Annotated in this window: 12 protein-coding genes; 4 read left to right on the forward strand and 8 right to left on the reverse strand. The window is 61.5% G+C overall.

The window, feature by feature from the left end:
• Positions 1–87 precede the first annotated feature (87 nt).
• Together FE851_RS02165 and FE851_RS02170 are read left to right on the forward strand one after the other, a co-directional pair.
• Positions 88–1,359: a radical SAM protein gene (locus FE851_RS02165; protein WP_145199443.1), complete on the forward strand. Its 1,272-nt coding sequence runs from the start codon at positions 88–90 to the stop codon at positions 1,357–1,359.
• Positions 1,356–2,018 (forward strand): 2OG-Fe(II) oxygenase, encoded by a 663-nt coding sequence (locus FE851_RS02170; RefSeq protein WP_145199446.1) that lies wholly within the window; start codon positions 1,356–1,358, stop codon positions 2,016–2,018. Before FE851_RS02165 ends, FE851_RS02170 begins: the two co-directional genes overlap by 4 nt.
• On the opposite strand, the gene FE851_RS02175 is transcribed toward FE851_RS02170, so the two are convergent.
• Positions 2,009–3,109 (reverse strand): sulfotransferase domain-containing protein, encoded by a 1,101-nt coding sequence (locus FE851_RS02175; protein WP_186378734.1) that lies wholly within the window; start codon positions 3,107–3,109, stop codon positions 2,009–2,011. The genes FE851_RS02170 and FE851_RS02175 overlap by 10 nt on opposite strands.
• Positions 3,106–4,101, reverse strand: a complete 996-nt coding sequence (locus FE851_RS02180) for a hypothetical protein (protein ID WP_145199452.1) — start codon at positions 4,099–4,101, stop codon at positions 3,106–3,108. The genes FE851_RS02175 and FE851_RS02180 overlap by 4 nt, the downstream gene beginning before the upstream one ends.
• A 527-nt stretch (positions 4,102–4,628) precedes the next feature.
• Between FE851_RS02180 and FE851_RS02185 the strand changes: the two genes are divergently transcribed.
• Positions 4,629–4,970: a MerR family transcriptional regulator gene (locus tag FE851_RS02185; RefSeq protein WP_107124260.1), complete on the forward strand. Its 342-nt coding sequence runs from the start codon at positions 4,629–4,631 to the stop codon at positions 4,968–4,970.
• On the opposite strand, the gene FE851_RS02190 is transcribed toward FE851_RS02185, so the two are convergent.
• The 4 genes from FE851_RS02190 to FE851_RS02205 are packed head-to-tail and all read right to left on the reverse strand — an operon-like array spanning position 4,965 to position 9,203.
• Positions 4,965–5,486: a GNAT family N-acetyltransferase gene (locus FE851_RS02190; RefSeq protein WP_145199455.1), complete on the reverse strand. Its 522-nt coding sequence runs from the start codon at positions 5,484–5,486 to the stop codon at positions 4,965–4,967. The two genes, FE851_RS02185 and FE851_RS02190, sit on opposite strands and share 6 nt — an antisense overlap.
• 14 nt (positions 5,487–5,500) lie before the next feature.
• A complete protein-coding gene (locus FE851_RS02195) occupies positions 5,501–6,043 on the reverse strand; it encodes a SixA phosphatase family protein (RefSeq protein ID WP_145199459.1) in 543 nt (180 codons plus the stop codon).
• Entirely contained in the window at positions 6,040–8,793 is a 2,754-nt protein-coding gene (locus FE851_RS02200; protein ID WP_145199462.1) for an ATP-dependent DNA helicase, read from the reverse strand. Before FE851_RS02200 ends, FE851_RS02195 begins: the two co-directional genes overlap by 4 nt.
• Before the next feature lie 41 nt (positions 8,794–8,834).
• Positions 8,835–9,203, reverse strand: coding sequence for a PilZ domain-containing protein (locus FE851_RS02205; protein ID WP_017181503.1), 369 nt, complete (start codon positions 9,201–9,203; stop codon positions 8,835–8,837).
• A gap of 126 nt (positions 9,204–9,329) precedes the next feature.
• On the opposite strand from FE851_RS02205, the gene FE851_RS02210 reads away from it, so the two are divergent.
• The gene (locus tag FE851_RS02210; RefSeq protein WP_130752371.1) at positions 9,330–10,910 is read left to right on the forward strand and encodes a lysine--tRNA ligase; all 1,581 of its coding nucleotides are present in this window, start codon (positions 9,330–9,332) and stop codon (positions 10,908–10,910) included.
• Between the two features lie 208 nt (positions 10,911–11,118).
• Here FE851_RS02210 and FE851_RS02215 read toward each other — a convergent pair whose 3' ends face one another.
• Both FE851_RS02215 and FE851_RS02220 read right to left on the reverse strand, forming a co-directional pair.
• Positions 11,119–11,589: an RcnB family protein gene (locus FE851_RS02215; protein WP_017181501.1), complete on the reverse strand. Its 471-nt coding sequence runs from the start codon at positions 11,587–11,589 to the stop codon at positions 11,119–11,121.
• A 231-nt stretch (positions 11,590–11,820) separates the two neighbouring features.
• The gene (locus FE851_RS02220) at positions 11,821–12,507 is read right to left on the reverse strand and encodes a 2OG-Fe(II) oxygenase (protein WP_145199465.1); all 687 of its coding nucleotides are present in this window, start codon (positions 12,505–12,507) and stop codon (positions 11,821–11,823) included.
• Positions 12,508–12,557: the final 50 nt, after the last annotated feature.

Consider the following 12,557-nt stretch of genomic DNA (forward strand, 5'->3'; position numbering starts at 1 on the left):
GAAATTATGTCTTGGGGGGCGCGTCGTTAACGCCCCCCTACTTACTTCCATGGGAACATAAACGAACTCCACCTGGAGCAATCTTGCTTGATTCAGGGCGTATTTGGTCCTTGGGATGAGCTCTTAGCCAAGGACCGCCTGTTCCCCATGCAGTCGAACAAGGTCATGCAATCTTCCTTGCGACCGGTCGAACTTCTGGTTCTTCAAGGCACGCCCTTTTGTAACCTGAACTGTCATTATTGTGATCTGAGCGCGACCAGCCGAAGATCGAAACAGGTAATGCCGTTCGAACTTATCGAACGCCTCTTTTGTCAGTTGCGCGATGGCAGGCTTCTTTCGGCCGAGCTGACAATCGTGTGGCATTCTGGCGAACCCTTAACCCTGCCTCCAGAATATTACGAAGAAGCGATCAGCCGGCTTATGCGCTTGGCTCAGGAAGGCGGATCGGGCGCGCCGCGTCTGCACTTCGATTTTCAGACCAACGGTGTTCTCATCGACAAGGCGTGGTGCGAATTTTTCGCGCGCCATAGGCACCATCTCGACCTCGGCGTGAGTTGCGACGGACCTGCGGACTTGCACGACCGTCATCGTACCAACTGGGGAGGACGCGGAACTCATGCTCAAACGGTTCGCGGGATGGATCTGCTGGAACTCCACGGAATTCCATACAATATTATAGCTGTCGTGACCGCCGACACCCTAAGCCAACCAGACGCTTTTTATGAGTTTTTTGCCAAGCGAAGGAAACAACTCACCGGTTTTCATTTCAACGTGCTCGCCAACGGAGAGGATGGCGGCGAAGGTGTCGGCTACGGCGCTGATGATCGCGATCGCTATTTTGAGTTCTTCCGAAGGTTGTTAACCCTGTCTCGCAGGGAGGAAGGCGAGGACAAGCTTCAGATTCGTAACTTCTCGCATACACTCGGTCGTATCCTCGCGGCCGAAGGCGAGGATCGCCCCCGCTATGTCGCGGAAGGCACTGCGCCGTTACGCCAGCTCAATCTCGATGCGCTTGGCAACGTTACCACTTTCTACGCTGGCCTCAGTGTAGATACGCTTGCCGATCTCTATGGCGATGGCAACGGGTTTGGTTTAGGTAATCTGAATCAGCTTTCGCTCTCAGAGATGCTTTCGTCAGACAAGCTTGAGAGAATGATCAACGATTTCGCGGTCAGCACACGCTATTGTGAAACGAATTGCGATTATTTCGATGTTTGCACAGGTGGGTTCGAAATCACCAAGCGGCTTAAACATGGTCGATTCGACGCCGGTGAGACGATAGAGTGCGCGACACATGTGAAGACATTGATCGATGCGATGATAGCGGACATTTCCGAGCATTTGGAGCATGTCGATTGAAGGGGCTGAATACACAATCTGCTTTTCAGGAGGACATCCGATGGCTCAACGTGAAACAGTCTGCGGTCGAGCGACTCAGGCGAGACGTATCCAAACTTGGCTTTGGTCATCTGGAACAGGCATTTGCGCCAGAGGCATTGGAGAAGCTACGGCAAGAGGCTGAAAGGGCACTCCCCAACGCCAAGCACGCAGAGCAATCGGAGGCTCTGAGTTATCGGGCCAGCATAGGTTCGTGCGGCCGCCAGATGATGACATTTCTGTCGAGCGCCGAAGTGCGAACTCTGCTGAGTACGGTGTTCGACCGTCCATTTACGCTTGCCCAGGAGGTGAGTTGCGTCACCTTTTACGGCTCCGGCGACCACCTCGGCCCACATCTCGATGAACCGGCGAATCGTTGTGTAGTTACCATTTTGGTCTATCTTAACGCTGAAAGCTCAATGCCCGAAGCGTCGGACAGCGGGTTGAATCTGCGCATCTACGGAAGCGCCTTCGAGCCCGGCCAATCGGCTACAATGATTATCCCCACACGGACGGGAACAATCGTTCTCGGATATGGGTCGCGCTATTGGCATGAGCGTCCACACCTGCGGCCGGGGGAACGCGTCATCGCTATTACCGGCTGTTACGCGTCGGCGGCCGATAACCGCGCTCAACCATAGCCGAGCCGTTCCTGATAATCGCGGAAGCGGACTTCTATGTCGCGAGCAATGGCTGCCGGTAATTCATCCTTCCATGCACCGCTAACGCCTCGACGCAAATGCCCTGCGCCGAAGGCCAGACTGATCCGATCACCATCCTGCGGCGGGCTTGCCCTCATGCTATCGGCATTCCAGGCCGAACAGGCCGCGACGATCTGCTCCGGCCCGTGGTCAACCCGCCAGGCATTTAGTATGCGTCCCACGGCCCGCGCGGGGTCTGCCAGCATATCCTCGTAACGGATGAGGGGAACATAGCTCGCGCAGGCCCGGTCCACCCAGCTCAGAATGTCACCACGATAGTATCGATCCGAGGATCGCATCGTACCCAGAAAAAATTCGCGATAGAATGAGTCGAGATCAGCATAGCGCGGAACGGCAAAGCCGCTTCGCAGATCGTTCCGTTGTACGTCATGATACCATGAAACCACGACATCACGCATGTCGCGGACTAGCACCACGGCGCCGTGCACGTTCCACTTGGCGGCGTCGCTTTCGATATCCGCAACGTGCGAGACAACCATCTGATCCGCTGATTGCAGACCCATCGCGTGCGCAAGCATGCCGGCCAGCCACATTGATCCAGATTTGGGCAGACTGTTGACGATGAACAGCAGGTGCCGGCCAACCTGGCCTGAGCGAATCGCCTCGCGATGAAAACGCAAGGCATCACTCGCGCCTGGGTCGAACTGAGTGGGAGGGATGCTGCCAACGAAAGTCTGCCGAGCCACCGACTGCAATCGGCGCACGGGATCCTCGCACTTCATTGCCAAATTTCCATCGTATACGTGGGTCAGGCCGAGATTGAACAGAAACGCAATCTTTGCCGCGATGTCTTCTCCCGCAACGATAATAGCATCATCCGCCGCTATGTTGCCGGGAAGCGTACCGGCGGCTTGCAATTGGGCACTGGGGAACCTTGCGGTCATGGCGACATGCTCATCGTCGGCATGGATCATATGGCCGATCCCATCCGCGCCGATGCCGCATTGCGATTGCAACCAATCGAGAAGGGGCTGAACGGCGGCAATGTTCGCGAACAGATGGAGCTTCACTGCGTTCGTCCCGGACCATAACCATTGTCGACAATCCGCACAGTAAGATGATCCAGCAACCATTCCCAGTGTCGGGCCGCGCAGAATCCGGGCGAAGTTGCCATAATCCAGCGTTCTATCGGGCGCCCCGTGCCCTTTAATGCCCGGAAGAAATCATCCATCCGCCGCAACGCCTGCTCCCGCACTTCGTCGATATTCGGCGGTTCAACGCCGATGTTGCCATTGAAATCATTTATGAAGTAATCGAGATCGATATGGACAATCACGCGCCCCGGAGGGAGATCGGCAAGCACCCTGGCTGCATTCGGTCCGCCCCGATAACTGCCAAGGCAGTCCGCTCCGTTGCGCGTCCGCTTGCGGATTGCTGCGAAAGTTCGCCCGGGAAGAAGCGGGAACCGGTCCTGCACCGCGAATACCGGGAAGAGACCGTGATGGCTCGTCGAGAAGTTGTTGAGATGACGAACGTGCATCGGCCTTGGAAGATGAAAGAGCGCGGTGATGTATGATCCGATCGTTATCGCACCTGATGCTATGACCGCTTGCCAGTCTGCCGAGGCGGCTGGATCGAATGCGTTCCCCGTGACGGGATCTATCAGCGTGCGTCCGTTATTTTCTAACAAGGTCGGCATCATATCGGTATGGTCATCAAGATGGACGAGGATCAAAGGTTCCTCGTCGTCCCAACCGGCAATCTCGCGGGCAACAAACATGCCCGTCCAATTGTCTTCCAGGCAAAGGTCGAAAACCTCTTTCGCGATGGCGAATGACAAAGGCGCGGAGGATGCCTGTCCGCCCTCGAACTGGCTGAGAACCGAGGCCAGGTCCGGGTCGGCACGATGATGCTCGCTTCCCGGCCCATGGACCGACAACTCAAGCGATTTGCGACTGAGAGACCATTGTGAACTTTTCACGATCCTCATGATAGCGAGATTCAATTCTTCGTCAGTCATCGATCCCACAGCGGATTTTTGAAGGCGAAGGATATTGGTCATTCTTCTCCCATATATTGCACGCTATTACGTCAAAGATATCAGTATTACTCAGTAGCGATCCAGCGATGGAATGGCTATGACACAATAGTTATTGGCTTACGATACGATGGAACGAGCGCCGCATCTAAGTGGGACCCGCATTGATGCATTAGGCCGTATTGCCAGAGCGTTAGGCGTACCCTCGCCCCTTGCTCTCCAAGCCAAATGATGCAGCCTTCCGGCGATGTCAACAGCGACCATTGCTCGACTTGGACGACGTCGCCGCAAGCTTCCCGAATGGTGTCACTCAAACCCACATAATCCTAGTGGACAGATGGCATGTCTGATGGTATGCAAACGTCACTAAAGGCAAATAGCGACGTTAAATCAATACCTTGCCACGGCAGCCGGGTGCCCGTAGGGGTCACCATCTTGCAGGCGGGCGTTCGATCGCCGGGCCTCGATGCTGTGCAGTTGCATGTTTTCCGCGCTAACCCGTAGTTTACCGTGATTGACCTTGATGGGTCTTAGGGTGCAACATTGCTGTCATGAAAAAGGCAGAGGGTGCATTGCTGACCATCAGTGAACTGGCTGATGAATTGGGCCTGCCCCAGCATATATTGCGCTATTGGGAAACGCGTTTCCCGCAACTGCGCCCGCTCCAGCGCTCCGGCAATCGCCGCTACTACCGTCCCGCCGACGTAGCGCTGGCCCGTCGCATCCATGATCTGCTCAACATCGAAGGCTTCACTGTGAAGGGCGCGCAGAAGATGCTGGTCGATGGCAATGGGACCGTATCGCCGGATGTGCCGGAGCCAAGGACGCACGATGATGTGCTGGCGCGGCTGGAGGGCATACGCGACCAGCTGGCCCGCGCCATTCGGCTATAGCGGCCGCGCGTAGATCAGGTCGCGGAACGGCACGTCGCCAACCATGAAGGTCAGCGATCCGACCTCAACAAAATCATGCCGCGCATAGAAGCGCCGCGCCCGGTCATTTTGGGGATAGACGGCCAGTAGCAGGCGCCTGGCTCCGCGCCGCCGGGCTTCCTGCGCAACCAGGTCCATGATCCTATCGCCATGCCCGCCACCCTGCCAGCCCGACAGCAGATAGAGCCGCTTCAATTCCCGGTCGCAGGCCGGATCGGTCGCGATCGGCAGGTCAGGCGGCGTGATCATCGCATAGCCCACCGGCGCGCCAAGTGGCGTCTCGCCAATCAGGACGGTCTGCTCAGGATCGGCCAGTGCGGCATCATAATAAGGGATGCCATGGGCGGTGCGGATATGACTGACCAGCGCCGCGCCGGGATGGTCGTGGGCGAAGCTGGACAGGAAGGTCGCCCCGCCGAGGATGGAAAGCGCAGGGGCATCGTCGGCCCGCGCGACGCGCCAGATTATGGGCGTCATGCCCGCCAGCCCCGTCAGCGCGTCCCCGGACCCAGCGCCGGGTCCAGATCGCGCGGGCGGGTGAAGCTGACCAGCGTGGCGACATTCTCCCGCGCCTCGCTCCAGCGGTCGATCTTGAGGTCCAGCACCGCGATGCTGGCGGTCGGGAACTTGACCTCCACATCCTCGCGCAGCGGATTGGCGCCATCGTCGGGGACGAGATCGAGGATCAACTCCTCCAGCCCCGGATTATGACCGGCCAGCAGGGCGCTGTCGGTACTTTCGGGCAGGTCGCGGATGACATCGAACAATGTGGGGGAGGAGGCGAGATAGATGCGCCTGTCCCAACGCGCATCGAGCGATTCGCCAAGGCCGGTGAAAAACGTCTCCAGCGTCTGCACCACCCGCACGGCGGGCGACGCCACCAGCATGTCGAACTGCATCTGCCGCTGGGCGGCAAACTGGCCCATCAACAGCGCCGCCTTCTCGCCCCGATGATTCAAGGGCCGGTCGAAGTCGCGGGCCACCGGATCGTCCCAGTCGGACTTGGCGTGGCGCAACAGGGTCAGCCGCTTCATTCTCTCTCCAGATGGCTGTGGCCGGATTCGTGTCCCTGATGCCCTAAGGACGCAGTTTCGCCAAGGGTTTCGCGTCGCGAAGCGACACTGACCGCTATGATTGCCTCGTCCAGCGTCACCCGACGGATCGGCGTACCGGGTGGAAAGGCGCTGAGCAAGCGGCTGGGCATGGCGGCCGACAGGATGACGAAACAGCCCTTGTCTTCGGCCCGGCGGATCAGGCGGCCGAACGCCTGTGCCAGCCGCGCACGAATCAGCCGGTCGTCATAGGCATTACCGCCATTGGCCAGCCGCCGCGCCGCGTGCAGCACGGTTGGTTTGGACCATGGCACCCCCTCCATCACCACCAGGCGCAGCGAGTGGCCGGGCACGTCCACGCCGTCGCGCAGCGCGTCCGTCCCCAACAGCGACGCGCGCGGATCGTCGCGGAAGATGTCGACCAGCGTGCCCGTGTCGATCGGATCGACATGCTGGGCGTAGAGCGGCAGCCCCGCGCGCGCCAGCCGGTCGGCGATGCGGGCATGGACGGCGCGCAATCGCCGGATCGCGGTGAACAGCCCCAGCGTGCCACCGCCCGCCGCTTCGATCAGGCGGCCATAGGCGCCCGACAAGGCGGCGAGATCGCCCCGCTTGATGTCGGTGACGATCAGCACTTGCGCGCGCGCGGCATAATCGAACGGGCTGCCAGCTTCGAACCGTCCGGCGCCGTGGGGCAGGTGGACAGCGCCGCTGCGGCTTTCCGCATCGCCCCAGTCGCCCCCACCTTTCAGCGTCGCTGAGGTGACGATCACGCCCTGTGCGGGTTTCAACACGGTTTCGGCAAGCGGTCGGCTGGGGTCCAGCCAGTGGCGGTGGATGCCAATGTCATATTCCCGCCCCTCGACCCGGTCGACCGTCATCCAGTCGACATAGTCGGGATCGGCCGGGCCGCCGATCCGCGCCAGCAGCGCCAGCCATGCGCTGATCAGGTCGCGCCGCCAGCCGAGCGAGGCCACCGCCCCCTCGATTCGCGCCCGCGCCGCGCCGTCCAGCCAGTCGGGTGCATCCTCGATCACTGCCTCCAGCCGTCGCGACAGGTGCGTCAGCGGGCGCAGCAAAGCATCGAGCGCCAGCGCGGCCTCTTGCGCCGCCTCGACCAGCGGACCATCCGGGGCGGCCAGTTCGGTCTCCAGTCCATAGCCCGCATCCGCCTCGCCCGTGTCCGCGGCACGCGCAAAGACAGTGCCGCGCACGGCCGTAAAGAGGGCTTCAAGCGGTCCGAACGGCTCATCGGCCACGACGCGCTTCAGCCATTCGTCGGCTGGCAGGGCCAGCGCCGCGTCGGCGGCGGCGCGGATCGCCTCTCCGCCCTCCACATCATAGCTGGCGAGGTCGGACAGGCGCGCCGACAGGCCGCGCCGTCGCCCGCGCGATCCGCCCTCCGGCCCCATGATCCAGCGGCGCAGCTCGATCGCCTCCTGTCCCGACAAGGCGACCGAAAAGGTCGAATCGGCAGCGTCAAACAGATGATGGCCTTCGTCAAAGACGATCCGCTGGGGTCGCTGGCCGGTTTCGCGGCCGCGCGCCGCGTTGATCATCACCAGCGCATGATTGGCGATGACGATGTCGGCATCGGCGGACGCGCGGGCCGACCGCTCGATGAAGCATTTGCGATAATGCGGGCAGCCGGCATAGATGCACTCGCCGCGCCGGTCTGTCAGCGCGGTGGAGCCGTTGCGGCGGAACAGGGTGGGCAGCCAGCCGGGCAGGTCGCCCCCGACCATATCCCCATCCTTGCTGAAAGCCGCCCAGCGCGCGACCAGTTGCGCCAATATCGCGGCCCGGCCGCTAAAGCCCCCCTGCAACGCATCTTCCAGATTGAGCAGGCAGAGATAATTTTCCCGCCCCTTGCGCACCACCACCCGCCGGGCCGCGACCGCCGCGTCGGGAAACAGCCGCAGTGATTCGCGGTCGAGCTGGCGTTGCAGCGCCTTGGTATAGGTGGATACCCACACCGTCCCCTGCGCTTGCGCCGCCCAGAGCGAGGCGGGCGCAAGATACCCCAATGTCTTGCCAATGCCGGTGCCCGCTTCCGCCAGCAGCATGTTGGGCTGGTCGCGGTGCGCGCGCGGGCGGAACGGGCCGATCGCGGCGGTGGCATAGGCGCGCTGGCCCGGACGCGCCTCCGCTCCGACGCCGGTCAGCGTGTCGAGCCGGTCCAGCACCTGTGCCTCGTCCAGCATCACGGTGCGCGGGGCAGGGCGAGGCTGCGCTTCCTCCCATTCGGGCAATTTGGAAAAGAGCCAGCGCTCGGCCTCACGCGGCTTGGTGATGCGCGGCGCGACCAGCGGCGACCAGGGCCAGCGCAGCCGGTGCAGCGTCTGCGCCGACGTCCAAGCGCCTTCCCGCTCACGCCAGTCCGGCGATTCGAGCCGGTCGAGCAGGGCCTGCGTCGCATTCTGGAGCAAGGCGGGAATGTCCGCTTCCGCGCCCGGTACCGGCAGGCCAAGCGCTTGCGCCAGCCCCTTGGGCGTGGGGACAAGGAAGCGGGCAGGGTGGAGAAATGCCCAAAGTTCCAGCAGGTCGAGGCCGTTAAGGTCGGGATAGCCCAGACGCTGGCCGGTCAGCGGCGCATTGAGCAGCAGCACCGGCGTTTCTGCCGCGCGACCGATCGCCTGCCCCTTGGCCAGCCCTTGCGTCCGACCGCCTTCGCGCAACCAGATGCCGCCATGACTGGCGTGGAGGGCTGGCAGGGATGCTGGATCGATCACCCGCCCCGTTTAAGCGAGTGGGAACAAAAGGAAAACCTGTTTCAGCTGGTCCGGCGGCCAAAACCGCCACCGCCGGTGGCCGCGGCCATAATGCGGGCGCGCGGCTGGAAGGCGACGGGCGTGCGCCGCGCCGCGCGGGCTAGTTCCAGCTGGTCGTACAGCGGACCTTCGTTCAACTCATAGGGGAAGCGAATGCCCATGCGATCTTCTTCGGACCAGCGCACCGTGCCAAAGGTGATGTGGCCGTCCAGATCGATCTGGCACGATGAACCGGCAGGCAGGGTGCAGCCGACCACTTGCGCGCCGCCTTCGCTCAGGTCGACGATCGTGCCTTCCAGGCTGTCGAGTACGGTCGTGACGACGATGGCGATGTCGACCACGATGCGTTCGCGGGTGCGCAAGATCTGCATGATGCCTCCAGAAGCCTGATTATCCCTCGATAGGGTTAATGAAGCTCTAATATGCGAACGGTTCTTAACGCAGATTTGCCCGCAAAGAGCGTTTCTTTTCGGCCTGTCCGGAGCTAGGGGCATGTCATGACCGCGACCGATCTATTCCGCACCGCCGCCCTGGCGGCCAAGGCCTGGCCCTATGAAGAAGCGCGCAAGCTGCTCAAGCGCTATCCCGATGGCGCGCCGGACAAAGGCCATATCCTGTTTGAAACCGGCTATGGACCTTCGGGCCTGCCGCATATCGGCACGTTCAACGAAGTGCTGCGCACGACGATGGTGCGCAACGCCTATCACGCCCTGTCGGATATTCCCACGCGCCTGGTGGCGTTCAGCGACGATATGGACGGGCTGCGCAAGGTGCCTGACAATGTGCCCAATCAGGCGATGCTGACGCAGCATCTGGGCAAGCCGCTGACGCAGGTGCCCGATCCGTTCGAAAAGTTCGAAAGCTTCGCCCATCACAATAATGCGATGCTGCGCGAATTTCTCGACCGCTTCGGCTTCGACTATGAATTCGTCTCGGCGACCGAACGCTATCGGGCCGGGGCGTTTGACGAGGCGCTCAAGCAAGTGTTGCGGCGGTATCAGGCGATCATGGACATCATGCTGCCCACTCTGCGCAAGGAACGGCAGGCGACCTATTCCCCGGTCCTGCCCATTTCGCCCAAGAGCGGCATCGTCCTTCAGGTGCCGGTGGAAGTCGTCGACGCCGAAGCCGGGATCGTCCGTTTCGAGGATGAAGGCGAAATGGTCGAACAGTCGATCCTGTCGGGCGGCGCAAAGCTGCAATGGAAGGTCGACTGGGCGATGCGCTGGTACGCGCTGGGCGTCGACTATGAAATGGCGGGCAAGGATCTGATCGATTCGGTCACGCAATCGTCGAAGATTTGCCGCGCGCTTGGCGCCCGGCCGCCCGAGGGCTTCAATTACGAGATGTTCCTCGACGAAAAGGGCGAGAAAATCTCCAAGTCCAAGGGCAATGGCCTGAGCCTTGAGCAATGGCTTACCTATGGCCCGCAAGAGAGCCTGGCCTTCTACGCCTATCGCGAACCCAAAAAGGCCAAGCAGTTGCACATGGGCGTCATCCCGCGCGCGGTGGACGAATATTGGCAGTTCCGGGGCAATTATCCGGGCCAGCCGGTCGAACAGCAATTGGGTAATCCGGTCCACCATGTTCATGACGGCAAGCTGCCCGAAGGCCGGTTGCCGGTGACCTTTGGCCTGTTGCTCAATCTGGTCGGCGTCATGGGCGATGCCAGCCGCGATCAGGTGTGGGGTTATCTCACCAATTATGTCGCGGATGCCTCGCCGGAAACCTATCCTGATCTTGACGCGCTGATTGGCCATGCGCTGGCCTATCATCGCGATTTCGTCGCCCCCACCCTCCAGCGCCGCGCGCCCGACGCCAATGAGGCTGCGGCCTTGCGCAGGCTGGACGCGGAACTCGCTGCTTTGCCTGCCGACGCATCAGCGGAGGACATCCAGAATATCGTCTATGCCATCGGCAAGGATGAGGCGTTCGGCTTTGCCGAATTGCGGGACTGGTTCAAGGCGCTGTACCAGACGCTGTTGGGCGCGGACCAAGGGCCGCGCATGGGCAGTTTCATCGCGCTTTATGGTATCGATAACAGTCGTAAGCTGATTGGGCAGGCGCTGGCAGCCTGAATCGGCGGATTTTACCGGAAAAGCGGAACTTTTCGGGCAAGCGCGCGTTCTGCGCAACGGTCCACCCCCCTTTCGGACTGATGGTGCGTTCTGCGTGCCATCGGCCGCGCTTGTCTGGCAACGGGCGGCGCGGCCAAGTTGGGCGGAAATGCAATGAAAACGGCCCCGGACATCGCTGTCCGGGGCCGTTTCCCTATGGGCTGGCCTCTTACCAGAAGAAGCCGCGATGCACCTGGATCACACGCCCGTTGCGGACATTGACCAGCAGCACATCATTATAATGGCGGACCCAGCGCTGGTTCACGCCCGGACGGGGCAGGCGATAGCGATAGGGGTCGGCGATATAATAGCGCGAGTTGTAATAGGCCGGGCGTAGACGGACGCCGACATTCCACTGGTTGTAACGGAACGGCGCGCGCCAGTTGCCGCCGCGATAGACGTCGCGGTGCGAGCGGCGATAGTCGCGCCAATCCTCACGAACCTCCTGGCGGGCCTGACGGACATCGCGGCGTTCATCGCGCACGTCGCGACGATCGCCATAACGCTGGGCCTGGCGCAATTCCTGCTTCTCTTCACGCAGATTGCGTTCGCTGCGGCGCACTTCGCCATAGGACTGTGCGGACGCGACACTAGGCGCGACCGTGGCGGCCAGCAGGCCCAGGATGATCAGTTTACGCATAGCATATCTCCTATTTCCTTGGCGGCTGAACCCTGTCCGGCTGGACCGGGTTCCCTGTCGCCAACACAGGGAGATATGGCGCAGCGCGCCTGAACGGCCTGAAAATGAAGCTGTCAGTTTTCAGTCATTTATGTCGCAAAGTGTATCGCTGGGGATGGTCGACAATGCGTGGCAGGGCGCATATCGACGCCGCACCGGCCCTTTCCCGCACGAATGGGCGAAGGCCCATTCTCAAACAGATCTCGGCGTCCAGGGCCGTTCGCGAAACCATTTGGTGACGACATATTTGGTGCCCTGTTCGACTGGCCGGGCGGCGTGCAGGCTGAAATTATTGGGGGCGCCGTCAGCATCCATATTGTTCCAGATCAGGATCATCCCCTCGACCGGCGGCACCATGAATTCGCAATGGGGGAAATGCGTCTCGCCCCCCGCCGCGACCGGGGAAAGATAGATCATGGTCGTCCAGCTGCGCTGCCCGCCGGTGACGCGCATCGCCGGCCAATAGTTGGCGGTGACCGGAAAATAATCGCAATGCAGCCGATATTCCTGGCCGCTGGTATAGCGCTGTCCCTGCAATGTTTCTCCGTGATCCGCAGGCAGGCCGGTGAGCGCGCATATACGGTCGCTGATCGCCTTGATCAGCGGATCGAAGGGATCAAGATTGCAACTGTGGCTGGTCCGGTAGTCGGCGTTCGCGCTGCCCGAAAATAGGGTCGAAGGCTGCGCCCCCGCATCGATAATGGCGCGCAGATCGGCGCATTCTTCGGGGCTGAGGAAATCCTGCCGCCCGTAGATGGCGAGATGGGGCGACTCGATCCGGCTGACCATCGGGTTGCGCTCCAGCCGGGCCTGCACCTGCGCCCCGATCGCCGCGCGGGCGGGGGAGGCGATGCCGCCATCATCGTCACTGTCTGTCATTCCGTCACCTTGCCACAGCGGCCGGGGCCATGAAAAGACCCCGGCGCGTC

It is taken from the genome of Sphingobium sp. B2, assembly GCF_007693735.1.
Classification (GTDB): Bacteria; Pseudomonadota; Alphaproteobacteria; order Sphingomonadales; family Sphingomonadaceae; genus Sphingobium; species Sphingobium xenophagum.

Bases quoted from the DNA above. Each gene is read 5' to 3' on its own strand.
- FE851_RS02205 (WP_017181503.1), bottom strand. From the start codon at position 9,203: ATGCAGATCTTGCGCACCCGCGAACGCATCGTGGTCGACATCGCCATC.
- FE851_RS02215 (WP_017181501.1), bottom strand. From the start codon at position 11,589: ATGCGTAAACTGATCATCCTGGGCCTGCTGGCCGCCACGGTCGCGCCT.
- FE851_RS02185 (WP_107124260.1), top strand. From the start codon at position 4,629: ATGAAAAAGGCAGAGGGTGCATTGCTGACCATCAGTGAACTGGCTGAT.
- FE851_RS02210 (WP_130752371.1), top strand. From the start codon at position 9,330: ATGACCGCGACCGATCTATTCCGCACCGCCGCCCTGGCGGCCAAGGCC.
- FE851_RS02180 (WP_145199452.1), bottom strand. From the start codon at position 4,101: ATGACCAATATCCTTCGCCTTCAAAAATCCGCTGTGGGATCGATGACT.
- FE851_RS02190 (WP_145199455.1), bottom strand. From the start codon at position 5,486: ATGACGCCCATAATCTGGCGCGTCGCGCGGGCCGACGATGCCCCTGCG.
- FE851_RS02220 (WP_145199465.1), bottom strand. From the start codon at position 12,507: ATGACAGACAGTGACGATGATGGCGGCATCGCCTCCCCCGCCCGCGCG.
- FE851_RS02195 (WP_145199459.1), bottom strand. From the start codon at position 6,043: ATGAAGCGGCTGACCCTGTTGCGCCACGCCAAGTCCGACTGGGACGAT.